General features: G+C 70.0%; 22 protein-coding genes. 4 read left to right on the top strand and 18 right to left on the bottom strand.

Annotated features, from left to right (window positions below):
* The 7 genes from ACWGDB_RS37375 to ACWGDB_RS37405 all read right to left on the bottom strand — a co-directional run.
* Window positions 1-1,365: ABC transporter transmembrane domain-containing protein (locus ACWGDB_RS37375; RefSeq protein ID WP_453826536.1), on the bottom strand; the 1,365-nt coding region annotated here is incomplete at its 3' end.
* Window positions 1,362-2,558 (bottom strand): alpha/beta hydrolase, encoded by a 1,197-nt coding sequence (locus tag ACWGDB_RS37380; protein ID WP_453826537.1) that lies wholly within the window; start codon window positions 2,556-2,558, stop codon window positions 1,362-1,364. The genes ACWGDB_RS37375 and ACWGDB_RS37380, both read right to left, overlap by 4 nt.
* On the bottom strand, window positions 2,551-3,405 hold the full coding sequence (locus ACWGDB_RS37385; protein ID WP_453826538.1) for an ABC transporter ATP-binding protein: 855 nt from the start codon (window positions 3,403-3,405) through the stop codon (window positions 2,551-2,553). Before ACWGDB_RS37385 ends, ACWGDB_RS37380 begins: the two co-directional genes overlap by 8 nt.
* Window positions 3,402-4,460, bottom strand: a complete 1,059-nt coding sequence (locus tag ACWGDB_RS37390) for a FecCD family ABC transporter permease (protein WP_453826539.1) — start codon at window positions 4,458-4,460, stop codon at window positions 3,402-3,404. The genes ACWGDB_RS37385 and ACWGDB_RS37390 overlap by 4 nt, the downstream gene beginning before the upstream one ends.
* Complete coding sequence (locus tag ACWGDB_RS37395; RefSeq protein WP_453826540.1) at window positions 4,457-5,500, bottom strand: FecCD family ABC transporter permease; 1,044 nt, start codon at window positions 5,498-5,500, stop codon at window positions 4,457-4,459. Before ACWGDB_RS37395 ends, ACWGDB_RS37390 begins: the two co-directional genes overlap by 4 nt.
* Window positions 5,497-6,507 carry an ABC transporter substrate-binding protein gene (locus tag ACWGDB_RS37400; RefSeq protein ID WP_453826541.1) on the bottom strand — a complete coding sequence of 337 codons (1,011 nt, stop codon included), beginning with the start codon at window positions 6,505-6,507 and terminating at the stop codon, window positions 5,497-5,499. The genes ACWGDB_RS37395 and ACWGDB_RS37400 overlap by 4 nt, the downstream gene beginning before the upstream one ends.
* A gap of 44 nt (window positions 6,508-6,551) precedes the next feature.
* Window positions 6,552-8,417, bottom strand: a complete 1,866-nt coding sequence (locus ACWGDB_RS37405) for an SIP domain-containing protein (protein WP_453826542.1) — start codon at window positions 8,415-8,417, stop codon at window positions 6,552-6,554.
* A 126-nt stretch (window positions 8,418-8,543) separates the two neighbouring features.
* Between ACWGDB_RS37405 and ACWGDB_RS37410 the strand changes: the two genes are divergently transcribed.
* A complete protein-coding gene (locus tag ACWGDB_RS37410; RefSeq protein WP_453826543.1) occupies window positions 8,544-10,151 on the top strand; it encodes a helix-turn-helix domain-containing protein in 1,608 nt (535 codons plus the stop codon).
* Window positions 10,152-11,321: 1,170 nt separating this feature from the next.
* On the opposite strand, the gene ACWGDB_RS37415 is transcribed toward ACWGDB_RS37410, so the two are convergent.
* Both ACWGDB_RS37415 and ACWGDB_RS37420 read right to left on the bottom strand, forming a co-directional pair.
* Window positions 11,322-12,650, bottom strand: a complete 1,329-nt coding sequence (locus tag ACWGDB_RS37415) for a class I SAM-dependent RNA methyltransferase (protein WP_453826544.1) — start codon at window positions 12,648-12,650, stop codon at window positions 11,322-11,324.
* A 142-nt stretch (window positions 12,651-12,792) separates the two neighbouring features.
* On the bottom strand, window positions 12,793-14,850 hold the full coding sequence (locus ACWGDB_RS37420; RefSeq protein ID WP_453826545.1) for an APC family permease: 2,058 nt from the start codon (window positions 14,848-14,850) through the stop codon (window positions 12,793-12,795).
* Between the two features lie 530 nt (window positions 14,851-15,380).
* Between ACWGDB_RS37420 and ACWGDB_RS37425 the strand changes: the two genes are divergently transcribed.
* Together ACWGDB_RS37425 and ACWGDB_RS37430 are read left to right on the top strand one after the other, a co-directional pair.
* Window positions 15,381-16,052: a potassium channel family protein gene (locus ACWGDB_RS37425; RefSeq protein WP_328422468.1), complete on the top strand. Its 672-nt coding sequence runs from the start codon at window positions 15,381-15,383 to the stop codon at window positions 16,050-16,052.
* A complete protein-coding gene (locus tag ACWGDB_RS37430; protein ID WP_062670424.1) occupies window positions 16,052-16,729 on the top strand; it encodes a potassium channel family protein in 678 nt (225 codons plus the stop codon). The genes ACWGDB_RS37425 and ACWGDB_RS37430 overlap by 1 nt, the downstream gene beginning before the upstream one ends.
* A gap of 175 nt (window positions 16,730-16,904) precedes the next feature.
* Here ACWGDB_RS37430 and ACWGDB_RS37435 read toward each other — a convergent pair whose 3' ends face one another.
* The 8 genes from ACWGDB_RS37435 to ACWGDB_RS37470 all read right to left on the bottom strand — a co-directional run bounded on the left by ACWGDB_RS37435 (window position 16,905) and on the right by ACWGDB_RS37470 (window position 24,774).
* Window positions 16,905-17,639 carry a DUF3159 domain-containing protein gene (locus ACWGDB_RS37435; RefSeq protein ID WP_453826546.1) on the bottom strand — a complete coding sequence of 245 codons (735 nt, stop codon included), beginning with the start codon at window positions 17,637-17,639 and terminating at the stop codon, window positions 16,905-16,907.
* A 3-nt stretch (window positions 17,640-17,642) separates the two neighbouring features.
* Window positions 17,643-18,041 (bottom strand): OB-fold nucleic acid binding domain-containing protein, encoded by a 399-nt coding sequence (locus ACWGDB_RS37440; RefSeq protein WP_217211415.1) that lies wholly within the window; start codon window positions 18,039-18,041, stop codon window positions 17,643-17,645.
* An 85-nt stretch (window positions 18,042-18,126) separates the two neighbouring features.
* Window positions 18,127-18,846, bottom strand: a complete 720-nt coding sequence (locus ACWGDB_RS37445) for a response regulator (RefSeq protein ID WP_453826547.1) — start codon at window positions 18,844-18,846, stop codon at window positions 18,127-18,129.
* A complete protein-coding gene (locus ACWGDB_RS37450; RefSeq protein ID WP_453826548.1) occupies window positions 18,840-21,416 on the bottom strand; it encodes a DUF4118 domain-containing protein in 2,577 nt (858 codons plus the stop codon). The genes ACWGDB_RS37445 and ACWGDB_RS37450 overlap by 7 nt, the downstream gene beginning before the upstream one ends.
* A 139-nt stretch (window positions 21,417-21,555) precedes the next feature.
* Entirely contained in the window at window positions 21,556-22,722 is a 1,167-nt protein-coding gene (locus ACWGDB_RS37455; protein ID WP_453826549.1) for an alginate lyase family protein, read from the bottom strand.
* A gap of 159 nt (window positions 22,723-22,881) precedes the next feature.
* The gene (locus ACWGDB_RS37460) at window positions 22,882-23,640 is read right to left on the bottom strand and encodes a DUF3710 domain-containing protein (protein WP_328422478.1); all 759 of its coding nucleotides are present in this window, start codon (window positions 23,638-23,640) and stop codon (window positions 22,882-22,884) included.
* A gap of 1 nt (window position 23,641) precedes the next feature.
* Window positions 23,642-24,193: a dUTP diphosphatase gene (gene dut / locus ACWGDB_RS37465; protein ID WP_383604654.1), complete on the bottom strand. Its 552-nt coding sequence runs from the start codon at window positions 24,191-24,193 to the stop codon at window positions 23,642-23,644.
* Window positions 24,190-24,774: a PaaI family thioesterase gene (locus ACWGDB_RS37470; protein WP_453826550.1), complete on the bottom strand. Its 585-nt coding sequence runs from the start codon at window positions 24,772-24,774 to the stop codon at window positions 24,190-24,192. The genes dut and ACWGDB_RS37470 overlap by 4 nt, the downstream gene beginning before the upstream one ends.
* A gap of 58 nt (window positions 24,775-24,832) precedes the next feature.
* On the opposite strand from ACWGDB_RS37470, the gene ACWGDB_RS37475 reads away from it, so the two are divergent.
* Window positions 24,833-25,294 (top strand): DUF3093 domain-containing protein, encoded by a 462-nt coding sequence (locus ACWGDB_RS37475; protein WP_427839549.1) that lies wholly within the window; start codon window positions 24,833-24,835, stop codon window positions 25,292-25,294.
* Between the two features lie 110 nt (window positions 25,295-25,404).
* Here the strand turns inward: ACWGDB_RS37475 and ACWGDB_RS37480 are convergent, their stop codons facing one another.
* A complete protein-coding gene (locus ACWGDB_RS37480) occupies window positions 25,405-26,328 on the bottom strand; it encodes a hypothetical protein (RefSeq protein ID WP_453826551.1) in 924 nt (307 codons plus the stop codon).
* Between the last annotated feature and the right edge of the window lie 2 nt (window positions 26,329-26,330).

Below are 26,330 nucleotides of genomic sequence, written 5' to 3' on the forward strand. Positions count from 1 at the left end.
GTACGTGTCCTGCGTCTCCACGACGATGGGGTCGCCCGGCTCCAGCCGGTTGATGTAGCGGAACGGCTCCCCGTGGGTGTTGCGGTGGCCGGCGAGCCCGAAGTTGCCGGTCTTGTCCTCGGGCATGGCCGTCTTCAGCGCACCCTCGGCGTAGTGGCCGACCATGCCCCGGTCGAGCACCTTCTTGCTGTTGATGCCCTCGGCGATCGGCACGACCACGTCCAGCTTCGGCAGCACGGTGACCTCGCGCCGGGCCGCGTCATCGGGCCCGGCCGTCGATGTGGCGTTGTCCCGCAGCACGCCGAGGACACGCACGGACGCGGCGCGGGCGCCGGCGAGGTTGGGGACGGACGTGCGCGCGATCGCCTGGATCTGCGGCAGCAGTGCCTGGGCGAGGCCGACGGCGGTGATCAGCCCGCCGATGGTGAGCTGTCCGTCGACGGCGAACCAGCCCGCCAGTCCCACCACCGCGGCGACGAACGTGCCGCTGACCACGCCCGAGCCCACGAGGAACCTCCCCAGCAGGCCCGCGTTGCGCCTGGCGCCGACAAGCGTCTCCTGGCTCGCCTGCCGGTACCGGCTGGTCGCCTCGGCCTCGGCACGCATCCCCTTGATCACCCGGTAGCCGGCGACCAGGTCCGTGGCCTGTCCGACCGTGGAGGCCAGCAGCTCCTGGTACGCGCGGGTGTCCCGGGAGAGCCGCTCGCTGAGCAAGCCCATCGACCAGACCGCGACCGGCGCCCCGACCAGCACCACGAGTCCGAGGAGCCAGTGCGTCGCCAGCAGCGACACCGCGATGAATGCGATGGCCGTGATCCTGGAGACCGGGATGATCGTCAGGATCACCGCGTTGGCAAGGCGCGCGACGTCGCTGGTCATCACCGAGACCACGTTGCCGCCCGGCGGACGGCCGGCGCCGCCGACGGGGTGCAGCACGCCAGTGGAGAGGGCGCCGCGGAGTCGGTGCTGAAGTACCTGCACCGCGTGGGCGGTCAGCCGCAGCGAGAGCCTCGCCGCCGACGTCAGCGCGACGTAGAGGGCCACCAGCACGCCGAGCCACAGAACCAGCTGTCCCTCGTCCCCGGTCGCCACGGCCCGGTCGATCGCGAGTCCCATCACCACCGGCACCGCGGACTCGCCCACCTGCCACACGATCGCCAGCAGCATCGCGGGAACGCTGACCCGCCGCACCGAGAAGATCACGCGCAGCAGGAACCGGCCCGGGGTGGTCCCCGGCCCGGACTCGAACGGCGGGGCATCGAGCGGCTCGGCGGGAGCGAGCAGGAGCACGGGCAGCCGGCGGGTCAGCGGTCCCCGCCCCAGCCCCGCGGGGTCGGCGCCCGAGGAACGCAAGGAGTTCCTCATGCCCGGCTCCCCTCCCCGCTCGTGAGCGGGAAGCACCAGAGCAGGGCATCGGCGAGGATTCCTCGCCACCATGCGTAGTCGTGTCCGCCGGCGAACTCTCTGTAGAGGGTGTCGTAGCCCTTTCCGGTGAGCACGTGGTCCAGCCAGCGGCTGTGGGTGTTCGAGCTTTCCAGCTCACCGACGTCGTGAAAGATGCGGACCGATGCCGTGTCCGCGGCCAGGAAGTCGGCGATCAGTGTCGGTACGGGGGTGCGGCGCAGCAGCTCGCCCGCCCCGGTGCCCCACCTGAGGTCGGGGTGGTATCCGCACGACGGGGACTGGAGGATGGCGTTGCCGAACGTCGTCGGGTGGTGGAGCGCTGTCCAGCCGGCGCACAGACCGCCGAAGCTCTCGCCGGCCAGCGCGACGTCACCGGGGTCCCGCGAGAGCGGATACCGGTCGTGGAGCCACGGCAGCAGTTCCTGGACCAGCATCCGGGAGAACGCCGGGTTGCAGAGCAGCTCCTTGGCGCGCTGCGGTGCGGGCTGGCCGACGAGGACCACCACGCAGGGCCGGACCAGTCCCGCCCGGACCAGGGCGTCACGCACGCTCGGCGCGCTGTGGTCCGGCGTCCCGTCCAGATGGATCACGACGGGCAGTGCGCTCTCGTCCGAGAACTCTCCGGGCGGCATCGAGACCCAGATGCGGCGTTCGTCCCCCAGGAACTCGCTCGCCAGGACGGCGGTTTCCACTGCCGGGGGCGGCCCCGCTTCGGCCTGGTCGAGCCAGTGCAACGGCACCGCGTCGGGCAGCACCGCCACCGAGGCCCCGGAGAACCGCTCCACGGAGCACTCCGAGAACCTCGGCGGCGGGTTGAACGGGTCCGCAACCCGCTCGCCCTCACCCGTCGGCCCACGTCGTACGAACACGTACGAGAAGCGCAGGTCGGAACGCATCCGCAGGGTGCGAACACGGAACGGCGTCCCCGCCACCGGGGCGAACTCCCCCTCGATCGGGTTGAAGCCGATTCTGGGGCCGATCACCACCGAGAGGGTGACCGTCGTGTCGGATCCGGGCTCGTCGACGAACGTCACCTCCACCTCGTCCGCGGAGACCCGCTCGACCAGCGGTGCACCCGTCTCCTCGAGGTGTCGTCTGAACCTTTCCGGGCCCCACTGACCGGTCGACAGCTTCTCGACCCACGGATCAGCCATTTCTCGCGCACTCCACGTCGGTGTTGTCGGCGGATTTTCGTCGGGTTCGTTCGCGGCCGAGCGGCACCACCTGAGGGCTGCCGGCCACCGGATCGGGCACCACCAGACAGCGCAGCCCGAACACCTCCTCGACCAGCTCGGCCGTGACGACCTCGTCCGGGGTGCCCTCGGCGACCACGGCGCCGTCCTTCATGGCGATCAGGTGGGTGCCGTAGCGGGCGGCGTGGTTCAGGTCGTGCAGGACGGCGACCAGGGTGTGGCCGACGTGGTGCAGGTCGGTGAACAGCTCCATCAGCTCGATCTGGTGGGTGATGTCGAGGAAGGTGGTCGGTTCGTCGAGCAGCATGATGTCGGTGTGCTGCGCAAGCGCCATCGCCACCCACACGCGCTGGCGCTGCCCGCCCGACAGCTCGTCCACCAGGCGCCCGGACAGGTCGGCGACCGAGGTCTGGTGCATCGCCCTGAGCACGGCCCGCTCGTCGTCCTCGGTCCACTGCCGGATGAACCCCTGGTGGGGGTAGCGTCCCCGGGCCACGAGGTCGGCGACGGTGATCCCGTCCGGGGCGGTCGAGGTCTGCGGCAGCAGTCCGACCCGCCGCGCCACCTCTTTGGTCCGGTAGGAGTTGATGTCGGCGCCGTCGAGGACGACCTGCCCGGCCGACGGCTTGCGCAGTCGGGACAGACTGCGCAGCAGGGTGGACTTGCCGCACGCGTTCGGGCCCACGATGACCGTGAACGACTCGTCGGGGATCGCCACCGAGAGGTCCTCGGAGATGATCCGCCTGTCGTAGCCGATCGTCGCCGACTCCACGCGCAGACGCGCGGTGTCGGGCGGGGTGGCGCTCACAGGCGTCTCCTGGCTTCGGTGAACAGCAGGTGTCCGAGGTAGCCGCCGCCGAGCACGACGGTGATGATGCCGACCGGCAGCGGGGTGGGGGCGACGTGCTGGGCGAGGTAGTCCGACGCCAGACACAGCAGCGCGCCGACGAAGGCGGCGGGGGCGAGGGTGATCCCGGCGGTGCGGGCGAGCCGTCGTCCGATCTGCGGGGCGACCAGGGAGATGAATACGATCGGCCCCGACGCGGCCGTGACAGTCGCCGTCAGCGCCACTCCGACCAGGATCAGCCCGAGGCGTACGGGCGAGACCCGTACCCCTAGTGAGGCGGCCGCGTCGTCGCCCAGCTCCATCTGCCGCATCGGCCGGCTCAGCATCCCGGCCAGCAGCAGGAGTCCGGTGATGCAGGCGCCGCCGATGACGACCTGGTCCCAGGACACGCCGTTGAGCGACCCGGCGCCCCACGCGGCCGCGGACATCGCCTGGTCCAGGTCGGCCTTGAGGATCAGCCAGGTGTTGAGCGACCCGAGCATCGCCGAGACGCCGATGCCGACGACGATCAGCCGGAACCCGTGCACCCCTCGGCTGTGGGCGAGCAGGTACACGGCCACGGCGGTGGCCATCCCGCCCAGCAGCGCCCCGCCGACCAGCTGCACGTAGGTGCCGTTGACGACCAGGATCACGATCAGGGCGCCGGTGTAGGAGCCTTGGGAGAACCCGACGATGCCGGGGTCCGCGAGAGGGTTGCGCAGCAGTGACTGGAAGACCGCACCGCTCACCCCCAGGGCCGCGCCGAACACCACCGCCGCGGCCACCCGGGGCAGCCGCCACTCGACCACGATGTCGTGGACGATGCCGGTCTCCCGGCCGGTCAGTGCAGACAGCACCTGCCCGGGGCTCAGCGCGTACGAGCCGGTCATCAGCGCGAGCACAGCCGTACCGGCGATCGCGGCCGCGAGCACCGCGCAGACGACGACCGAGCGCCACTGGAGCCGTACCGCGATCCGCCGGCGCCTCAGCACCAGCGCCCGCCGGCCGAAGTCCACCGGCGGAAAGTGCGTGTTCATAGTCCGCTCGATTTCTTCCGCCGCACCAGCGCGACGAGAACGGGGGCGCCGACGAAGGCGGTGACAATACCCACGGGGATCTCGCCGGGTCTCATCACGACGCGGCCGAGGATGTCGGAGACCAGCAGCAGGCTCGGAGCCAGGAGGATGCTGTAGGCGAAGATCCAGCGTTGGTGCGGGCCGACGATCCAGCGGGCCACGTGCGGCACCATGAGTCCGACGAATCCGATGGGTCCGGCGATGGCGGTGGCGCCACCGGCGAGGAGGGTGAGTGCGATCACCGCGAGCACGCGGGTGCGTACCAGCCGGACGCCTTGGGCGACCGCCAGCTCGTCACCCAGGGCCAGTGCGTTGAGCGGGCCCGCCACCGCGAAGACCAGGACGAGTGCCACCGCGAAGAACGGCAGGACCGGCCACACGACTTCGAGCGGGCGGCCTGCGATCGACCCGGCGTTCCAGTTCCGCATGGCGTCGAAGGCGTCCGGATCGGTCAGCTGGAGCGCCTCCCTGGCGCCGCCGAGCACAGCGCTGACGCAGACCCCGGCGAGCACCATGACCACCGGCGAGGAGCCCTGCCGTGTCGACCCGAACACGAGCACCAGGAGCGTGACGATCAGTGCCCCGGCGAACGCGAACCACATGTAGCCCTGGACGTCGCGGACGCCGAGCAGGCCCACGGCGACCGTCACCGCGAAGGATGCACCGGCATGGACGCCGAGGACGCCCGGATCGGCCAGGGGATTGCGGGTGAGCGCCTGGATCAGCGCGCCCGACAGACCGAGGGCGACGCCGGCGACCAGCCCCACGATCGTGCGCGGCAGCCGGAAGTCGCGGATCGCGAACTGGTCGATGCCGGCCGAGGAGTGGAACAGCGCGTCCCACACCACCGACGGCGCGATCGCCGTCGAACCGATCATGACGCTCAGCATCAGCAGGACCACCAGGACCAGCAGCGCGACGACCAGGCCGAGCAGACGACGGGGCGGTCCGGGCACAGTCTTGGTGCCCGGACCGTCCTGCCGCAGGGCGAGGGCTGTCACTGCTTGCCGGGGAGGGTCGCCAGTGCGCTGTCGAGCGAGTCCAGGTACCGGTTGACGGGCCCGTAGGAGTTGTTGCCGGGGCAGAAGACTCCCAGCGCACGGTCGGAGCGCACGGCGGGCAGGGACTTCCAGGTGTTGGTCTTGATCACCGGCGCGAAGGGCTCGGTCGGCTTGCCGTCGGCGTCGACGGGGTAGGTGATCACGTCGTACTCGGACAGCTCACCGATCTGCTCGAACGGCAGGGACTCGTAGGCCAGGGGGTCCTTGCCCGCGGCCGCCTCGGGGAGGTCCAGGCCGATGTCGTCCCGGGCGATCTCGGAGCAGCCGATGTCCGCGATGTAGAACGTTCCGGGATCGCTCCAGTCGCCGCGGGAGACGTCGACGAACGAGGTGTCCTTGATGATCTTGCCGTAGGTCTCCTGGATCTTGGCGACCTTTTCCTTGAAGTCCGCCTTCTGCTGCTTGAGCGCGTCCGCCGTGTTGCCGGCCTCCGCGATCGCGTCGGCGAAGGCCTTCCACTCGGTGTCGAGCCCCCAGTACACGGTCGGGGCGATCGCCTCCAGCTGCTTGCCGACCTTGTCCCAGTCGGTCGAGTGGAACTGGACCAGGATGACGTCCGGCTTCAGGGCGGCGAGCTTCTCGAGGTCCACCTCACCACCGTCACTGCCGACGATCTCGGCTGCCTCGTACGCCGTCCTCTGGTCCTCCGGCAGCACGTCGAGGTCGGACTCGGACACCTCGGTGACACCCACCGGCTTACCCCCCAGATCGAGGAAGGGGAGGCTCGTGTTGCCGATCGTGACGATGCGCTGGGGGTCGGCGGGAATCTCGACGGTGCCGTTCTCGGCCTTGACGCTGTGGGTCCCGGCGGCCTGGTCGCTGCGGGTCCCGGCGGCCTTGTCGCCGGTGTCGTCGCCGTCACTGCCGCAGGCGGTGAGGACGAGCGACGCGCTCATCAGTGCGGCGGCAAGGGCTGCGCCCCGTCTCATCAGGGAGGTCTTGCTCATGAGTGTTCTCTTCTTTTCTCTCGTTCTTGGGGTGGAGGAGGGGTTCAGTCGGCTGTGGAGCGGAGGAGCTCATGGACGGTGGCGCCCAGGCCGACGGTGTGCGCCGCCCTGCGCGTGAGGCCGGCACGGGCGATGACGGCGTCCAGCTCCGCTGCGGTGCGCAGGCCGGAGCCGTGGCAGACCAGGCCGAGAAGGTCCTCCTCGCCGTCGTGCTCGTCGAGCTCGTCGGTGCCGAAGACCTCCTCGATCAGCAGCACCCGTCCGCCGGGGTCGAGGTTCTCGGCTGCCCGGCGCAGTGCGTGAGCGGCGTCGGCGTCGGGCAGGGTCTTGAAGGCGCGGCTGATGAGCACGGCGTCGGCTGCCGGTCCGGGCTCGAAGACGGACTGCTCCAGCACGCTGACCCGCGCGCGTTGCCGCTCGTCGGGAATCGTGGCGGGCAGGTCGCGGCGCAGCCAGTCGGCCTGCGCGGGCAGGGCGCAGATCGTCACGCGCAGGCTTGCGTGGGCCGCGACGTACTCACGGGCGTGAGCGCCGGCACCACCCGAGTGGATCACCAGATGCTGAACTCCGGTGAGCAGGTCGGACGTGGCGATCGGTTCGGCCAGTGCGGGCTGGAACTTCGCCAGGCGTTCCAGGTGACGGTCCTCGTAATCCTGCTCGGCCCGCACGTCGGCGAAGGTCTGGCCGGTGACCGAGGCGTAGGCGTGCCGACCGGTGCGGACCGACTCCGTGAGGCCGTGGATCCCGAGCATCTCGCGACCGATCACTCCGGCGGAGTGGAGCCGGTCGGCGATGAACTCGAGTGTGAGGACGTCCCCGACCGGCGTCAGGGCGTAGTGAGACGGTTCCGTCTCGGTCACTACGTCCAGGGTGTGCAGGTAACGCAGGAGCTTGCCCAGGGCGCGCACGTCGGCGCCGACCTTGGCAGCCAGCTCGCTCACGCCGGTCACGCCGCGGGAGAGCAGATCGGGAACGCCCAGCTCGACGGCGGTGCGGATCGCGATCGGCGCGACAAGCTCGGTCAGGTCGTGGAGCTTCTGGAACGGGGTGACCGTCCGCTCCGGGTCCGGTACCGCCGCGTCGGTGTCCAGTGCGACGACCTCGGAGCGACGCCAGTAGCCGGAGAAGTCGATGTCCTCCTTGGCCACGCCACGGTCCTCGACCAGGTGCCGGCGAATGTCCCGGACGGCCCTGTGCTCGCCGGCCAGCCACGCGAACGCCTGGCCCGGCCACCACTTGGCACTGCGGACGGTCTCGGTGAGCAGCGACACAGTCCCGGCCCCTTGGCTGGGGCGGACCAGCCACGTCACTACGACCCCGGGCAGCTCGCGCAACTCCTGGAGGTGGGCGTCCTCGGCGATCTCGATGAACACCTGCGCCCGGGCGTCGGGCGGGAGCTCGTCGAGCAAGCGGCCGATCGCGGGGAGTGCGGTGTCGTCGCCCGCCACGAACAGCCAGTCGGCGCCGGTCGGGAACGCCTTGGACGTGCTCGGGCCGCTGAGGTGGATCCGGTCACCCGGCTGGGCGCGATAGGCCCATGTCGTTCCCGCGCCCACGCCGTGCTTGACGAAGTCCACGTCCAGCTCGCCGGCCTCGGGGTCCCACCGGCGGACCGTGTAGGCCCTCGACAGCGGTCGAGGATCCTTGGGCAGGAGCAACTTGGCCTCGCCCTGGACCGGGAGCACCGGTTCGCGCTGACCCGGGTACGGGAAGTAGAACGCGAGGTCGTCGTCGAAGCCCGGGGATTCGAAGGGCGGCCGCACGACTCCGTCCGCAGTGGTGAACGTACGCAGCTGTTCGCCGCTCAGCGTGACCCGGCGCATCCCCGAGGTGATGTCGACGGTCCGGATCACCTCGACCTCACGCAGGGTCGGCGGGCGCACGGTGAGTCGGCGCGAGGTCTTGGGCATACGGGAACTGACCTTTCCGGTCACTGCGAGGGCAGGAGTCGCGCACCGGCATCGGGGGGCGCGCACTGCTAAAGTTAGGTGAACCTTACCTAGCATGGTGTGCGCAGACTGCCGTAGGGTTAGGACATGGCGGTTCTCTCCTCGTTCGCCGCAGGCCCCGGCGACCCGCCGCCGATCCCGACCGCACGGTTGGGTCGTGCAGATGCACCCGTCCGACCACTGCTGCTCTGGGTGCGCAACGGCGCGGCGCACATACGCCTCGACGACGGGCCGGCGCTCCGCCTCAGGGCCGGCGAAGGCGCCTGGATTCCCGCAGACGGCTGGACAGAGCGGAAGATCATCACTGATCCAGGCACGGTCGCCTTCCCGCTGTGGCCCCACACCGGCGTCGGCGCCTGGGGGCTATCGGAACTGACGCGGTTCGACGTTCCCAGCGGCTGGCAGGACTGGTTGATCCAGCTCTTCAACCTGCAGGTCACTCCGTTCAGCGGCCACGGGTACTCCCCCGAGGCGATCGAGGAACTCCTACGGCGTCCTGGCTCGCGCTCGCCGGCACCCGCCGAGGCCGGGCGAAATCCGAGCCCAGAGGGGTTCGCCTCGCCTGCGATGCCGCGAGCCCTCGGCGCCAGAGCAGTCGCCGAGGAACTGACTCGCGACCCCGCGCTCGACCTCACGGTCGAGCAATGGGCTGCGCGGGTGCTCTCCAGCGCGCGCACCCTTCGCCGTGACTTCCTCGCCGACACCGGGCTCACGTTCGAACAGTGGCGGCTGCTCTGCCGACTCGGCGCCGCCGTGGAGTTCCTCGCTGCCGGCTACGACGTGGACCAGGTGGCCGCCCGAGTGGGCTTCGCCAGCCGCAACGGCCTCACGCGCGCCTTCAAGGGACGGTTCGGACTGACCCCCCACGAGTTCGGACGGGAGCTCTCCGCTCGACCCGGCGCCGGCGGGATGACGCAACGGGCAGCGGCGGCACGGCAGACCGACGACCTGATCCGGATGATGCGCAAGACGGACACTCCCGCTGCGCCCGAGATGCTGCCCGCGGCCAGCACGCCGTCGCACACCAACGACATCCACGTCCTCAGCTGGATGTACCGAGGCAGCGGCTACCTGGACATAGGCAACCAACGCTACGAGCGGGAGCGCGGGGTGGCGACCTGGATCCCCGCAGAAATCGAGCACGTCACCGGGCTCCGCGAGAACTCCGTCTCCCTGCCGCTGGGCAACGCGAACACCGGCGACCTCCAACTGACAGAGCCGCTGCAGGTGCGGTTCTCGCCTGCGTGGGACGACTACTTGATGTTCTGCTCGATCAGCGCCCGGTCCGGACTGCGTCCTGACGACTACAACCCCCACCACATTCTCGACCTGTTCGCGGAACAGGTTGCCGCGCAGCGAGCGCTGTCGGTGCCGATGCCCGCGAATCCGCGTGCGCGTGCTGTCGCAATGGAGTGCTTGCGTCGTATCGGCGAGCCTGGCGGGACGCAGAATGTTGATGTCGGCGATGAGATCCACCGCGCCTTCCGTGACGAGACAGGTATGACACTGGGGCGCTGGCGCTATGCCGCCCGCATGCGCATCGCCCGCGACCTGCTCGCCGGGGGCGCGCCGCCCAGCGCCGTCGCACGCCGGACCGGGTACGCCCACCTACCCACGTTCAGCGCCGCCTTCTCCCGCTTCCATGGACTGTCTCCGCGCGACTACCAGCAGCGCGAGTCCGAGCGGAACCAATAGCACCGCTGCGGTCCTGTAGAGCGGCACTATCCGCTGCGATTAGCGGACGTTCTACTTGAAGTAGCGGTCCTGCCGGTGCACATCGGCCAACACCCCTACGATGCACCTTGCCCCCTTGGTGCCTTTTCGTGGCATCACGCCATTAGAAGGACGCATCGCCGCGCGCACACGGCCCCACCAGCGCATCGCCGTCCTGGAAAGCCCGGAATCCGGCCACGGCTCGCCCCCTCGGGATAGACGTCCTCCCGTAGCCCTGGGAATGGCCGCGCCCCCGGCGGGCGTTGCGCCTGGGGCAGCACACCCGGAAACCACGGTAGGACCGCATGCACGGGGCCTCAACGAGCGGCAGTTGGCCCAAGGTGAGCGCCCAGGCTCCCCGAAACCAGTGGACTGGTCAAAGTCACCTAACACCGTGGGCATTGGAGCGGAGCGCCCAGCTCACCGACAAAGGTCGGGCGTATCGAAGAGCTGGCAGCCGGCAAAAACTATCTCGTCAAGGCGGTCGAGACCGGCCCGCACGCTGTGAACTGGGCATCGCGGATCAGCGCCGCACGCAAGTCCGGCAAGGTCCCTCACGCACAGGAGCTCAACGGAGCGAATGGGCCGACCTCCCCACCCGCCCGCTGGAAGACCGGCTCGCAGAAATTGTGCAAGAAGTCGATCTTCGCGGCGAAGTCGCGGAACGCAAACGGCGCGCAGGTCAGCAAGCCCAGGAAACCGAACGGCAGAACGGGGAAACGCACTACACGACACCAGGCCAAGCATCTGAGCGAATACGTAACCGCCGTACGCAAGCACGCCGAATCCCACCGCCCAGTCAGGAAAAGGGAGAGACCGAAGTATGGCTCACCTTCGCCGACACACACCTCCAGCGCCTCACCGAGACCACCTCGGCACCGAAGCGACCTACGCCACCCAAGCCCAGCGCTGCAGACCTCCAGCCCTACCTCGCCAGCCCCGGAGCCGCAGCGCGCCCCGCTCCTCCTGCCTTGAGGACGACAACGCCGGAGTCCCCTCAGGCAAGATCTGACGGTAAGTCAACTGCGCAAGCAAGCCCCTGACGCCTCATCAGAGCATGCGTCAAAAGTGCGTCACGTGGGTCAAAAATGCGTCGAACATGCGTCAAGATATCGCCCGTAGCGCACACAACGCACCCGCTAAAACGGCAGGTCAGCGGCCTTTTTCGGCAGGCTCAAGGATCGCCACACACTCCACATGATGAGTCATCGGAAACAGATCAAACGCCCGAAGCATCCGCACCCGATACCCCCCATCCCGGAAGTACCCCAAATCCCGCGCCAACGCCGCCGGATCACAAGCCACATACGCGATCCGCCGCGCCCCCAGCGACGCCAGATGCGCCACCGTCCCACGCCCGGCGCCCGCGCGAGGCGGGTCCAGGACGATCAGGTCCACCTCGGTGATCCCCGTACGCGGCAGTACCGACTCGACCTTGCCCTGTTCGATGCGGACCCGTTCGAAGTCGGCCAGGTTGTGCCGGGCGTCCTCCACCGCGCGCTTGCCGGACTCGATGCCGAGGACCGCGCCCTTGTCGCCGAGGCGGTCGGCGAGGGCGCCGGCGAAGAGGCCGACGCCGCAGTAGAGGTCGAGGGCCATCTCGCCCTTGCGGGGCAGCAGGCCCTGCATGACGGCCGTCACCAGGGTGTCCGCGGCCTTCGGGTGGACCTGCCAGAAGCCGCCGCTGCCGACCCGGTGCGTACGGCCGTCCGCGCGTTCGCGGACGAAGGGGCGGCCGTGGACGCGGTGGACGCCGCCGTCCTTCTCGCCGACCCGCATCACCGAGACCGGCCGGTCCAGTTCGACGATCGGCAGGCGCCCGCCCGGCCTCGGCGTCAGGATCACCTGGCGGTCCTGCGAACCGGTCGCCGCGATCGCCTCCACCCCGGCCATACCGGTCCAGTCGCGCTTCTCGATGCCTAGTTCGCTGACGCCCTCGGCGGCGATCATGCAGTGGTCGATCGGCTCGACGTCGTGCGAGCGGTGCCGGCGCAGTCCGGCGTGGCCGTCGGCGTCGACGGCGTACTGCACGCGCGTCCGCCACTGCGGCACCTGCCCCGCGGGCAGCTTGTCGCCCTCGGCGGGCATGACGGTGCCGTCCCAGCCGATGTCCTCGGGCGTGAGTCCCGCGAGCCGCTGCAGCTGCTCGGCGATGACCTCGCCCTTCATCCGGCGCTGCGCCCCCGGCTTGGCGTGCTGCCAGTCGCAGCCGCCGCAGCGGCCGGGCCCGGCGAAGGGGCACGGGGCCTCGATGCGGTCCTTGGACGCCGACAGCACCTCGACCGCGTCGGCCCGCAGGAAGCGGTCGCCCTCATCGCCCTCGGTCACCCGGGCTACGACCCGCTCGCCGGGCAGGGTGTGCCGGACGAACAGGACCTGGCCGGCGTCCGTGCGGGCGATGCAGTGCCCGCCGTGGGCGACGGGGCCGATCTCGACCTCGTACTCCTCCCCCACCAGCGACTTCTTCTGTTCTGCCTGCATGGTGGGGTGACTCCAGATCGAGAGGCGGGACGGCGCGGCCCTCGACGGCGCGCTTCAGCGGCCCGGGCCCGGCAACAGCCCACCAGTCTACGTCCTCCAGGCCGCGCGCCCGGCCCCCGTCAGCGCTGGGCGCCGGGCCCCGTCAGCGCTTGGCGTCCGGCTCGGCGGGCTCCTTCGCCCGATCCGTGGCCGGCCCCCGCCGCACCGCTCCCGGCGCGTTCCAGTCCTGCCGCTTGCGGGCCCTGACCTTCGCCGCCTCGGACGACTGGAGCTGGTAGGGCACCGAGGTCACCATGATGCCCGGCGTGAACAGCAGCCGGCCCTTCAGCCGGAGCGCGCTCTGGTTGTGCAGCAGATGCTCGTACCAGTGGCCGACGACGTACTCGGGGATGATCACGGACACCGCGTCGCGCGGGGACTCCTTGCGCAGCCCCTTCACGTACTCGATGATCGGCCGCGTGATCTCGCGGTAGGGCGAGTCGAGCACCTTCAGCGGTACGTCGATCCCGCGCCGCTCCCACTCCTCGCGCAGCGCCTTGGTCTCCGCCGGATCGACGTTGACGCTGAGCGCCTCCAGGGTGTCCGAGCGCATCAACTTGGCGTAGGCCAGGGCGCGCAGGGCGGGGCGGTGGATCTTGGAGACCAGGACGACCGAGTGCACGCGGGACGGCCGTACGCTGTCGTCGCTCGGGCCCTCGGGGGCGGCGAGCTCCTCGGAGACGTGGTCGTAGTGGCGGCGGATCGCCGTCATCACGCCGTAGAAGATCACCATGCCGAGCAGGGCCACCCAGGCGCCGTGCGTGAACTTGGTGACGAGGACGACGATCAGGACCAGGCCGGTGAAGAAGGCGCCGAAGGTGTTGATCGCGCGGGAGCGGATCATGTGGCGGCGCTTGGCCTGGTCCTTCTCCGTCCTCAGCAGGCGGTTCCAGTGGCGGACCATGCCGGTCTGGCTGAGCGTGAAGGACACGAACACGCCGACGATGTACAGCTGGATCAGGCGCGTGGAGTCGGCGCCGTAGACCCACACCAGCAGCATGGCCGCGCCCGCCAGCAGCACGATGCCGTTGGAGAAGGCGAGCCGGTCGCCGCGGGTGTGCAGCTGGCGCGGCAGATAGCGGTCCTGGGCGAGGATCGAGCCGAGCACCGGGAAGCCGTTGTAGGCGGTGTTGGCCGCGAGGAACAGCACCAGAGCGGTGGCCGCGGCGAGCACGATGAAGAAGAAGCTGCCCTTGCCGAAGACGGCCTCGGCGACCTGGGTGATCACGGGGTTCTGGACATAGCCGGAGCCGACCGCGACACCGTCCTTGATCAGGTCGACGGCCGGGTTCTCGGCCATACGGACCTTGGTCGCCATGGCGAGCCCGATGATGCCGCAGAACATGGTGACGGCCAGCAGGCCCATCATCGCGAGCGTGGTCGCCGCGTTCTTCGACTTGGGCTTGCGGAAGGCCGGGACGCCGTTGGAGATCGCCTCGACACCGGTCAGCGCGGCGCAGCCGGAGGAGAAGGCGCGCAGCAGGAGGAAGACCAGCGCGAAGCCCGCCAGGCCCTCGTGCTCGGGTTTGATCTCGTACGACGCCGTGGGTGCCCGCATGGTGTCGTCGAGGACCAGCCCGCGGAACGCGCCCCACGTGATCATGATGAAGACGCCCACGACGAAGACGTACGTCGGGATGGCGAAGAGGCCGCCGGACTCCCGTACGCCACGCAGGTTCATCACCGTCAGCAGCAGGATCACCGCGGCGGCGCACTCGACCTTGTGCTCGACCACGAACGGGATCGCGGAGCCGAGGTTCTCGATGCCGGACGAGATGGAGACGGCGACGGTCAGGACGTAGTCGACGAGCAGGGCGCTCGCGACCGTCAGGCCGGCCTTGGGGCCGAGGTTGGTGGTCGCCACCTCGTAGTCGCCGCCACCGCTGGGGTAGGCGTGCACGTTCTGCCGGTAGGAGGCGACCACGGTGAACATCAGCACGACGACCGCGACCGCGATCCAGGGGCTGAAGTGGTACGCCGACACGCCCGCGATGGAGAGGACCAGCAGTACTTCTCCGGGCGCGTATGCCACGGAGGACAGCGGGTCGGAGGCAAAGACGGGCAGTGCGATGCGCTTCGGCAGGAGCGTTTCCGCCAGCCGGTCACTGCGCAGCGCGCGCCCGATCAGAATCCGTTTGGGCACGTCGGTCAGTTTGGACACAACAGAGAATCGTAGGCCCCCTGCCTGGGCCGGAGCACATCCGGGTGAAATCACGCGCGGCGCCGGGGTGAATTCCGTGCCGCGCTCGTGCCTTGCGCCGATCCGTCCGGCGCCCCCATGCCTCCATGACCTGCGCCTGAACGCTCATCACCTGCTTGAAACCACCGGGAGACCTCATGTCGCAGATGACCGCTCAGCTCGTCGGAGCCCTCGTCTCGCTCGCCGGCCTCGGCGTCCTGACACTGGCCAGTCTGCGCAGCTTCAACCGCCGCTGAGGGGCGGGCGCTCAAGGTCGGGTGCGCAGCGGCGGGACGCCCCGGTCGGCCTGTCGGACCCGGAGGTTACGGTGGACGAAGGCACACGCGAGCCCACGATCCGAACCGCGGGGGATCATCGACGGGATTCCCCGGCATGATGATGCCCAGCGGTCCCCGACCGGCCCGCGCCTGTTGCCCGGCGAACCGAGAGAAGGATATGAGCACCACGTTCACGCAAGTCAGACGCCTCACGAGGAGTGCGGGGTAAGCGCCGTGCACATCGTCATCATGGGTTGCGGAAGGGTGGGCTCCGCTCTTGCCCAGACCCTGGAGCAACAAGGGCACACGGTCGCCGTGATCGACCAGGACCCCACCGCGTTCCGCCGGCTGGGCCCCGGGTTCGGAGGCCGCCGGGTGACCGGCGTCGGCTTCGACCAGGACACCCTGCGCGAGGCGGGCATCGAGGAGGCGGGCGCGTTCGCCGCCGTCTCCAGCGGTGACAACTCCAACATCATCTCCGCGCGCGTGGCCCGCGAGATGTTCGGCGTGGAGAACGTCGCGGCCCGGATCTACGACCCCCGCCGCGCCGAGGTCTACCAGCGCCTCGGCATCCCCACCGTGGCCACGGTCCGCTGGACGGCCGACCAGATGCTGCGCCGCCTGCTGCCCTCGGGCGCCGAGCCGCTGTGGCGGGACCCCACCGGCGGCGTTCAGCTCGCCGAGGTGCACGCGTCCACGGACTGGGTGGGCCACAAGATCAGCAGGCTGCAGGAGGAGACGGGCGTCCGCGTCGCCTTCCTGACCCGGCTCGGTGAGGCGATCCTGCCCACCTCGCAGACGGTGCTGCAGGAGGGCGATCTGGTGCACGTCATGATGCGCACCGACGAGGTCGACAAGGTCGAGGCGGCGTTCGCCAAGGGTCCCGAAGAGGAGGGCGGTCACTGATGAGGGTCGCCATTGCCGGTGCCGGTGCGGTGGGCCGCTCGATCGCGGGCGAACTGCTGGAGAACGGCCACGAGGTCCTTCTGATCGACAAGGCGCCGACCGCCATCTCGGTCGAACGCGTCCCGCAGGCGGAGTGGCTGCTGGCCGACGCCTGCGAGATCACGTCGCTGGACGAGGCAGCCCTCCAGCGCTGCAACGTGGTGATCGCCGCGACGGGCGACGACAAGGTCAACCTGGTCGTCTCCCTGCTGGCGAAGACGGAGTACGGCGTGCCGCGCGTCGTGGCCCGCGTGAACAACCCCAAGAACGAGTGGCTGTTCAACGAGGCCTGGGGCGTCGACGTGGCCGTCTCCACCCCCCGCCTTATGTCGGCCCTGGTCGAGGAAGCGGTCTCGGTCGGCGACCTGGTCCGCCTCCTGCGCTTCAGCCACGGCGACGCCAACCTCGTCGAACTGACCCTGCCGGAGGAGTCGGCCCTCGCCGGCACCCAGGTCGGCGACGTGGAATGGCCCCAGGACACCTCCCTGGTGACCATCATCCGCGGCACCCGGGTCCTCACCCCCTCCCGCGAGGACTCCCTGGAAGCAGGGGACGAGCTCCTCTTCGTGGCCGCCCAGGCCCGGGAGGAACAGTTGGAGGACCTGCTGTCGGTCCGGCGCGAGGACGCGGCGGGCTAGCCCCTGCGGGCTTACGACGACGGAGGGCGCCCTGCAGATCGCAGGGCGCCCTTCACCTTTGGGTTCAGACCGGTCACAACCAGCCCGTCCGGCGTTTGAGGACGAGGCCGTTCAGGCCGATAGCGGGGGTCTGGGGGCTGCCGCCCCCAGCACGGGCCACACCAACGCCGGGTACCTACTCGCCCGAGCCGGCGGCAGCCTTCCGCTCGGCCTTCTCGGCCGCCTCCATCTCCGCGAACACGTCGATCGGCGCGGGCGCCTTCGCCAGGAACACCCAGGTCAGCCACACGGCCAGCAGGAACGGCGGAATCTTCAGGGCGATCAGGACCCAGCCGAACTGCGTGGTGTCCGCCCACCAGTACAGCGGGAAGAGGATCGCGCACTTGGCGAGCAGGATCAGGCCCCACGCCCAACTGGCCTTCGCATACGCCTTCTTGCGCCCGGGATTGCGCGTGCGCCAGGAGAGGTTCTCCTTGAACACCGGGCCCAGGATCAGCCCGATCAACGGCACACCGCACAGGGTCGTGATGATGTACGCGAGCGCCAGTCCCAGCGTGTAGAGCATGCCGGGCAGGTAGAAGTCCTTCGCGTTGCCGGTCATCATCGCGAACACGACACCGAAGGCGACGCCGAAGACGCCGCTGAACGCGTGCTTGATGGTGTCTCGCATGACGAGGCGCACCACCACCAGCACCAAGGAAACCGCGAGCGCGGCGATGGCCGACAGGTGCAGGTCCTTGTTGATCGTGTAGATGGTGACGAAGAGCAGACCGGGCAGCACCGTCTCGATCATGCCGCGCATGCCGCCGAAGGCCTCGAAGAGCGCAGCCTCGGTCACCGCCCGGGCATTCTGCTCGGCGTCTGCGGTGGTGTCGGTGGTGTCTTCAGTCGGCTTGTCGAGCGACGTCACCGGCTACTCCCGTCCGAGGGGTCTCAGTTCGTATTTCGGGTTGAACAGCACCCGGCGGCCCCGGCTCATGGAGACCCGGCCCGATGCGATCAGCCGGCGCCCCGGCTCTATCCCGACTATGGAGCGCCTGCCGAGCCACACCACGTCCAGGGCGGCGGAGCCGTCGAACAGCTCGGCCTCCAGGGCGGGGACTCCCGCACGCGGCCGCAGGGTGACCGTGCGCAAGGTACCAGTAACCGTCACTATCTGTCGGTCACGGCAGTCACCGATCTTGATACAGCCGGCCGTCTCGGCGTCCTCACGCAGCTCCTCGGACTCCAGGTCCTCCTGCGACGAGGAGAGCCGGTCGAGCATGCGCCGGAACCGGCCCACCGACTTTTCCGAACGAGGAACAGCACTCATGTCTTGAAGCCTACCGGGGTGCACCGACACTCTCGTACCCCCGGTGCCGACGCCCGAACCAGCCGCTGCCGACCCGCCCGGCGGCTCACTTCTCGAACCGGTACCCCATCCCCGGCTCGGTGATGAAGTGCTTGGGGTGCGACGGGTCCCCCTCCAGCTTCCTGCGCAGCTGTGCCATGTACACCCGCAGGTAGTTCGTCTCCGTCCCGTACGACGGCCCCCACACCTCCTGGAGCAGCTGCTTCTGGCTGACGAGCTTCCCGGTGTTGCGGACCAGCACCTCCAGCAGATGCCACTCCGTGGGGGTCAGCCGTACGTCCTTCCCGCCCCGGTTGACCTTCTTCGCGGCCAGGTCGACGGTGAACGCCTCGGTCTCCACCGTCGTGACGTCGCCCTCGCCGGGCCCGACCGGCTCGGCGCGGCGGACGGCGGCGCGGAGCCGGGCGAGCAGCTCGTCCATGCCGAAGGGCTTGGTGACGTAGTCGTCGGCGCCCGCGTCCAGCGCCTCGACCTTCTCGTCCGAGGAGTGCCGGGCGGACAGCACCAGGATCGGCACCCGGGTCCAGCCGCGCAGCCCGCGGATCACCTCGACGCCGTCCATGTCGGGCAGACCGAGGTCGAGGACGACCACGTCGGGGTGGCGGGTGGCCGCGAGTTCGAGGGCGGTGGCTCCGTCGTGGGCCGCGTCGACCTCGTACTTGCGGGCCTTGAGGTTGATCACGAGGGCGCGCACGATCTGCGGCTCGTCGTCGATCACCAGCACCCTCGTGGGGGCCTGGGGGGTCCCCCCGGTCGGGCTCAGCATGTGGCCTGCCTTTCGGGTTCCACGGGGGGTTCCAGTGGTACGCCCCCCTCTTCGTGAAGCGCCGCGCGCGTTCCCGCCGCCCGCAGCGTGAGCACCATGGTGAGGCCGCCGCCCGGCGTGTCCTCGGCGTTGAGTGTGCCGCCCATCGCCTCGGCGAAGCCGCGCGCGACCGCGAGCCCGAGCCCCACTCCGGCTCCGCGCGGGGCGTCGCCGTAGCGCTGGAAGGGCGCGAAGATGCGTTCCTTCGCCTCGTCGGGCACGCCGGGGCCACGGTCGACCACCCGGACCTCGACCCGTTCGGCGATGGCGCTGGCGGCGACGAGGACCTTGCTGCCCTCCGGGCTGTATTTGACGGCGTTCTCGACCAGGTTGGCCACCGACCGCTCCAGCAGCCCGGGGTCCACGGCGACCATGGGCAGCGTCTCCGGGATGTCCAGCTCCACGCTGTCCTCCGGCACCCCGCCGAGCGCCATCGGCACCACTTCGTCGAGGTCGATCTCGCGGATGAGCGGCGTCACCGTGCCGGTCTGCAGCCGGGACATGTCCAGGAGGTTCCCCACGAGGTGGTCGAGCCGGTCGGCGCCCTCCTCGATGCCCTCCAGCAGTTCGGCCTCGTCCTCCTCCGACCACGCCACGTCGTCGGACCGCAGCGACGAGACCGCCGCCTTGATGCCGGCGAGCGGCGTACGGAGGTCATGGCTGACGGCCGCGAGCAGCGCCGTACGGATCCGGTTGCCCTCGGCCAGCTCCTTGGCCTGGTCGGCCTCCTCCTGGAGCCTGCGGCGGTCCAGGACGACCGCGGCCTGTGCCGCGAAGGCGGCGAGCACCCGGCGGTCCTCGGCGGGCAGCACCCGGCCGGTCAGCGCGAGCGCCATGTGGTCGCCGACCGGTACGTCGACGTCCGCGTCCTCGGGCCGCTGCGGTGCCCGTTCCAGGCCCACCCGGCCCGCGCACGTCCACGGGTCGACGTCACTGGCGCGCTCCAGCAGGGCCGCGGACTCCATGCCGAAGGTCTCGCGGACGCGCTCCAGCAGCTCCTCCAGGCCGGTCTCGCCGCGCAGCACGTTGCCCGCGAGGAAGGAGAGGATCTCCGACTCGGCGCGCAGGCGTGCCGCCTGGTGTGTGCGGCGGGCGGCGAGGTCGACCACGGAGGCGACCGACACCGCCACGAAAACGAAGATCACGAGCGCGAGCAGGTTCTTCGGGTCGGCGATGGTCAGCGTGTGGGCGGGCGGCGTGAAGAACCAGTTCAGCAGCAGCGAGCCGACCGCCGCCGAGGCGAGTGCCGGGAAGAGCCCGCCGAGCAGGGCGGCGCCCACTGTCAGGGTCAGGAACAGCAGCATGTCGTTGGCGAGACCGAGGTCGGCGTCGACATGGGTCAGCAGCAGCGTGAGCAGCACGGGGCCGACGACGCCGGTGAACCAGCCCCAGATGATCCGTGCCCGGCCGAGGCGCGCTCCCCGGGCCACGGGAAGTCCGCGCCCCTTGGCGACCTCCTCGTGCGTGACGATGTGCACGTCGAGGTCGGGGCCCGACTCCCGGGCCACCGTCACGCCCACCCCCGGTCCGAACACGTACTGCCAGCTCCTGCGGCGCGAGGAGCCGAGGACGATCTGGGTGGCGTTCACACCGCGCGCGAAGGCCAGCAGGGCCGCCGGGATGTCGTCCCCGACGACATGGTGGAAGGTGCCGCCGAGGTCCTCGACGAGGGTGCGCTGGACGGCCAGCTCCTTGGGCGAGGCGGAGGTCAGGCCGTCGCTGCGGGCGATGTAGACGGCCAGCACCTCGCCGCCCGCGCCCTTCTCCGCCAGCCGGGCGGCCCGGCGGATCAGCGTCCGGCCTTCCGGGCCGCCGGTCAGACCCACGACGATCCGCTCCCGTGAACCCCAGATCTTCGACACCCGGTGATCACTGCGGTACTGCTTCAGATACTCGTCGACCCGGTCGGCCACCCAGAGCAGCGCCAGCTCGCGAAGGGCGGTCAGGTTCCCGGGGCGGAAGTAGTTCGACAGGGCCGCGTCGACCTTGTCCGGCTGGTAGACGTTGCCGTGCGCCATCCGCCGCCGCAGCGCCTGGGGCGACATGTCGACGAGCTCGATCTGGTCGGCCCGGCGCACCACCTCGTCCGGCACGGTCTCCTGCTGCCGTACGCCCGTGATCGACTCGACGACGTCCCCCAGCGACTCCAGGTGCTGGATGTTGACGGTCGATATCACGTCGATGCCGGCGGCGAGGAGTTCCTCCACGTCCTGCCAGCGCTTGGCGTTGCGTGAGCCGGGGATGTTGGTGTGGGCGAGTTCGTCGACGAGCGCGACCTGCGGATGCCGGGCCAGGACGGCGTCGACGTCCATCTCGGTGAAGGCGCTCTCCCGGTAGATCAGGTCCTTGCGCCGTATCTGCTCCAGCCCGTGCAGCATCACCTCGGTGCGCGGCCGGCCGTGGTGCTCCACGAACGCGACCACGCAGTCGGTGCCCCGCTCCACCCGCCGGTGCGCCTCGGACAGCATGGCGTACGTCTTGCCGACGCCCGGTGCCGCACCGAGGTAGATCCGAAGCTTGCCGCGTCCCATGTTCCTCATTGTGTTCCGGCCACTGCTGCCTACGCAGCGTCGACCTTACGGCCAATATTCGCGACAAATGGGGCCGGGTGCGGCGGCGGGAGCGTCTTTGACGCAACTCTGACGCTCCCGCCAGGTACGTCGCGGGAACTCAGCTGGGGTTGTCGGCGTGTGTGAGGGTCTCCCAGGCCACGAAGAGGTTGTTGCTGCCGGACGGGCGATTGCGTGTGTTCAGCGTCTCGGTGTTGGTCATGGCATGGCCGAGCCGGTTGGCCAGGGCGTTGTGCCCGACCTCGGTGACCGGTCCGAGCCCGAGCTTCAGCGAGCCGCGGCACAGCCAGCTGGGCACGCCCTCACCGAGCTCGTACTTGGCCTGGAACCCGAGCGCGTGCCGCAGCCGCTCACCGACGTCGGTGCCGTACAGGTCCTGCCCCTGGATCCGGCTGGTCTCCGCGACATGCGAGATCGCGGAGATGCCGTAGCCGGTGTGCGTGAAGTCGCGGCAGGTCTCCTGGGTGAGGCCGGTGACGAAGGTGGACTGCCCCTGCCAGTAGTTGACGATCTTCTCGCGGGTGTTGAGGTTCTGGCTCGGCACGGTCTTCGGCAGATCGCCGTCCGAGGACAGGTACACATAGGCGGCGGTACGGGTACGGAACTTCCCCATGGCCTTGTCGTACGACGCCTTGTCCTCGAGGAAGACGGAGATGCCGACGGCGGCCTCCATCATCGACAGCTCCCAGTTGCCGTTGGAGTTCGAGCCGTTGATGATCTCGGGCAGGTAGACGGTGCGGAGCATGGTGGCGAACCGGCCGGAGTTCGCCCAGTTCCCGGTGTACGTGTGCTTGATGATCTCGGCGGCCTTGGGCCAGGACGAGCCGGCCCAGCCCGTCTGCAGGGGCGCGTTGCTGTTGGTGTGGTCCCTGATGGTGGCCGACCAGGCGTCCATCAGCTCGATGGCCTTCTTCGCGTGCCGCTCGTCGCGGGTGATGTACCAGGCCAGAGCCTGGGTGTAGGCGGCTATCGCGTCCTCACGCTCGTCCGTGCAGCCGTAGTTGGGGTTCGAGTACGACCCGCATTCGACGACCGCGCGGGGCTTGGGGGTGCGGTTCAGATCGGCGTACTTGCTCGCCATCATCCGGTCGAAGGCGCCCTTCCAGGGCTGGGCGCCTGCGTTGACCTTGGAGCGGGTGAAGTCCAACTGGCTCTTGGAGACGGTGACTCCGGGGTGGACGAAGGTGGTGGGAGCGGCGCCGGCGGGCCAGGCGAGAACACCGGCGACGAGGGCGGCCGCGGCCGTGAGGAGTGCGGTTCTGCGCATGCGTGGGGGGCCTTCCGTTCTCGTATGTGAACGTGAAGCGCCTTTATGAACAGGCGCGTTGGGCCGAGACGGTAGGTACAGACCAATGCACCGTCAAGAGTTCACGCACGAGAAAGGGCCGTACCCCTGAGGGGTACGGCCCTGATGTCGCTACGAGATTCAGCGAACCTCGGTGATCTCCGGCCCGCGCTGGAGCTGACCCATGCCGCCGGAGAAGCGCGAACCGGCCTCCTCCTGCTGGACGCCCTCGGGGACCATCTGGGCGTCGGTCGGAAGCTGCAGGACGATCGGGTCACGGGGGGCCATCGGGCCTTCGCCGCGGACCACGACCGTGTCCCGGAAGATCTGCTCGAGCAGACCGGCCGCCTGCGGCTGCACGGCACCCTGACCCGAGATCACACCGCGCAGGAACCAGCGGGGGCCGTCCACGCCGACGAACCGCACGACCTGGAAACCGCCCGTGCCGTCCGGCAGCTGAACCGGTACCTGGGCCCGCAGTTCCCAGCCGAGCGGCCCCTCGACCTCGTCGATGATGCCACCCTGCTGAGTGATGCCCGAGCCGATCTCCTCGCGCACCTCGCCCCAGATGCCCTCGCGCTTGGGCGCGGCGAAGGCCTGCAGCTGAATGGCGCTGTCGCGCAGCACGACCGTGGCCGCGACGATCGCGTCACCCGCGACCTCCACGCGCAGTTCCATGCCGTCGACGCCCGGCACCAACAGGCCGCCCAGGTCCACCCGGCCCTCGCCGGGCTCGCGGACCTCGGAGCTGTCCCAGGGCCCGTCGGGCCGCGGTTCCGGCTCCAGCCGTACGCGCTCGCGCGTACCGTCGTCGTCCGCCTCAGTGTCGATGTCGACGACCTGCTCGGGCTCGCCCGCCGCGTCCTCGGCGGCACCCTTCTTGTTGCGACGTCCGAACACGTCACTGTCCTTCCCGGTCGGATACGACCGAAGCGTATCGATTCCCACCCGTAGTGCCGCCATCGGCGGCCTGACCGCTTGTATCGCTTGTTTCGCCCACCGCGGCATGCCCGCCGGTGGACCCGAAGCCCCCCTCGGCCCGTGCCGAATCGGGAAGCTCCGCGACCTCCTGGAAGCGAACCCTCTCGACCTGCTGGACAACCAGTTGGGCAATCCGGTCGAAGCGCTCGAACCGCACGGGCTCGTGCGGGTCGAGATTCACCACGATCACCTTGATCTCCCCACGGTACCCGGCATCAACCGTCCCCGGGGCATTCACGAGGGCGACACCGCAGCGGGCGGCGAGACCGGAGCGCGGGTGCACGAAGGCCGCGTACCCCTCCGGGAGGGCGACAGACACCCCGGTGGGCAGCACGGCCCGTTCCCCCGGCTTGAGTTCGCGGCTCTCGGTGGTGCGCAGATCGGCTCCCGCGTCGCCGGGAAGCGCGTACGTCGGAAGCGGTACGTCCGGGTCGACCCGGCGGATCAGCACGTTCAGGGGTTCACGGCTCACGGGTTCACCTCGAAGGCACGGGCACGCCGGACCTGGTCCGGGTCGTTCATGGCGGCCCGGATCTCCTCCGGGCGGCCGTTGTCGATGAAGTGGTCGACCTTCACCTCGATGAAGAGGGCGTCGGCACGGACGGCGACGGGTCCGTCGGGGCCTCCGATCCGGCCGGTGGCGGTGGAGTAGATCTTGCGGCCCGCCACGGCCGTCACCTCGGCCTCCAGGTACAGGACCGTGCCCACCGGAACCGGCCGTACGAAGTCGGTCTCCAGCCGTCCGGTCACGGCGATCGTCCGCAGCAGCCAGTTCAGCGAGCCGAGGGTCTCGTCGAGGGCGGTCGCGAGGACACCGCCGTGCGCCAGCCCGGGCGCGCCCTGATGGGCGGGCTGCACGGTGAACTCGGCCGTGATGCCGACGCCGTCACCCGCCCGTGCCTCCAGGTGCAGTCCGTGGGGCTGCTCGCCGCCGCAGCCGAAACACTCGCCGTAGTGCGCGCCGAGAAGCTCACCGGGCGCGGGGGCCGCGGGATGCCGCACCGGTTTCACGGCGTCGGCCGGAGGCTCAAGAGACGGGGAATTGCCACTCACAGCCGCAGACCTTACCCGCGCGTCGGCTGTATCCGGACACCGTGCCAAGCTTGGCTCCATGCAGCTCTCCGCCGCCCCGTACGAAGAACGCCTCACCGCCCCCCGCTCCTGGTGGCTGGTCTCGTTCCTGGTCGGACTCTCCCTGGCCCTGATCCTGCTGCCCTTCGGCACGCTGCCCATGCTCGCCGGCCTGGCCGGCGGCACCGCCGTGGCGGCCGTCATGGCCAGCTCGTACGGCTCGGTCCGCATCCGCGTGGTGGGCGACGCGCTGATCGCCGGTGAGGCGAAGGTTCCGGTGCGGGCGCTGGGCGAGGCACACGTGCTGGACCCCGAGGAGGCCCGCGCCTGGCGCACCCACAAGGCCGACACACGGGCCTTCCTGCTGCTGCGCGCGTACATCCCCACGGCCCTGCGGGTCGAGGTCACCGACCCCGACGACCCGACCCCGTACCTCTATCTGTCGACCCGTGAGCCGGAGCGGCTGGCGGAGGCGATCAAGGCGGCGAAGGTCTCGGCCTAGCACACCAGAGCGGGCCGTCACCGGCCCTGGTCAAGGCTTGCTCTGCACGTCGTAAAGGTTTCGCCGCGGCACTCCGAACGGCTCCTCTCGGGCGTCCCGACTGCCGGTTCTCAGCCGTCGCCGCGCTTCTTGTGCCGGGCTTCACGCATGATGTCGCCCATCTCGAGCGGGTGCGCCGGGCGTTCCAGAGCCGGCAGTTCCGGCAGCTCGTCCCACGGGACCTGGACCTTCCGGAGGTCCGCCCGAATGCGTGCCGCGAGTTTCTTGGTGTCCCGGCGGTTCATGACCGCGCCGACGGCGGCGCCCACCATGAAGGGCATCAGGTTCGGCAGGTTCCGGACCATGCGCTTCATGATCTGCTGACGCAGCTCGCGCTTCATCTGCCCGCCGAGGGCGGCGTTGATCGTCGCAGGCTTCATCGGGTCGATGCCGCGCTCCTCGGACCACGAGGACAGATACGCGGTGCTGCGTTCTCTGAGATTGCCGGGCGGGCGTACGCCGTACACCTCGTGCAGCTCGGCGATCATCTTCAGCTCGATGGCGGCCACACCGGTGATCTCGGCGGCCAGTTCCGTCGGCATCGCGGGCGGCACCGGCAGCATCGCCGCCGCACCCACTCCCGCACCGACCGTGGAGCTCGCGTTCGCGGCGCCCGCCACGAGTTTGTCCGCGAGTTGCTCGGGCCCGAGGCCCGGGAAGTGCCGACGCAGGGTCGCGAGGTCCCGTACGGGGATCCGCGGGGCGTTCTCGATGATCCGGTCGGCCAGGTACGCCAGGCCCGTCCTGGCGCGGCTGCCGCCCTTACGGACCCCTTCCCTGGCCTTTTCCCGGATCACCGCGACCCGCCGCTTCGCGACGGGCGCGGGAACCTCCACCGATGCCGGGAGGTCAGCCCCGGACATCGGTTCGAGCGAGGCTCCCTTACCGGATGAGCCCCGCTCGCCTTCACGCGCGCCGTACGAGCCGTCGGACGGCCCCTGGTCCGCTCCCCGCGCGGGGAAGCGGCGCTTCCAAGGAGGGGTCGAGCCAGTCATGC

The sequence above is a fragment of the Streptomyces sp. NPDC055013 genome (assembly GCF_053608645.1).

Coding starts and splice junctions, on each gene's coding strand:
- ACWGDB_RS37380 (WP_453826537.1), bottom strand. CDS start 2,558: ATGGCTGATCCGTGGGTCGAGAAGCTGTCGACCGGTCAGTGGGGCCCG.
- ACWGDB_RS37390 (WP_453826539.1), bottom strand. CDS start 4,460: ATGAACACGCACTTTCCGCCGGTGGACTTCGGCCGGCGGGCGCTGGTG.
- ACWGDB_RS37400 (WP_453826541.1), bottom strand. CDS start 6,507: ATGAGCAAGACCTCCCTGATGAGACGGGGCGCAGCCCTTGCCGCCGCA.
- ACWGDB_RS37405 (WP_453826542.1), bottom strand. CDS start 8,417: ATGCCCAAGACCTCGCGCCGACTCACCGTGCGCCCGCCGACCCTGCGT.
- ACWGDB_RS37410 (WP_453826543.1), top strand. CDS start 8,544: ATGGCGGTTCTCTCCTCGTTCGCCGCAGGCCCCGGCGACCCGCCGCCG.
- ACWGDB_RS37415 (WP_453826544.1), bottom strand. CDS start 12,650: ATGCAGGCAGAACAGAAGAAGTCGCTGGTGGGGGAGGAGTACGAGGTC.
- ACWGDB_RS37430 (WP_062670424.1), top strand. CDS start 16,052: ATGAGGGTCGCCATTGCCGGTGCCGGTGCGGTGGGCCGCTCGATCGCG.
- ACWGDB_RS37440 (WP_217211415.1), bottom strand. CDS start 18,041: ATGAGTGCTGTTCCTCGTTCGGAAAAGTCGGTGGGCCGGTTCCGGCGC.
- ACWGDB_RS37445 (WP_453826547.1), bottom strand. CDS start 18,846: ATGCTGAGCCCGACCGGGGGGACCCCCCAGGCCCCCACGAGGGTGCTG.
- ACWGDB_RS37450 (WP_453826548.1), bottom strand. CDS start 21,416: ATGGGACGCGGCAAGCTTCGGATCTACCTCGGTGCGGCACCGGGCGTC.
- ACWGDB_RS37455 (WP_453826549.1), bottom strand. CDS start 22,722: ATGCGCAGAACCGCACTCCTCACGGCCGCGGCCGCCCTCGTCGCCGGT.
- ACWGDB_RS37475 (WP_427839549.1), top strand. CDS start 24,833: ATGCAGCTCTCCGCCGCCCCGTACGAAGAACGCCTCACCGCCCCCCGC.
- ACWGDB_RS37480 (WP_453826551.1), bottom strand. CDS start 26,328: ATGACTGGCTCGACCCCTCCTTGGAAGCGCCGCTTCCCCGCGCGGGGA.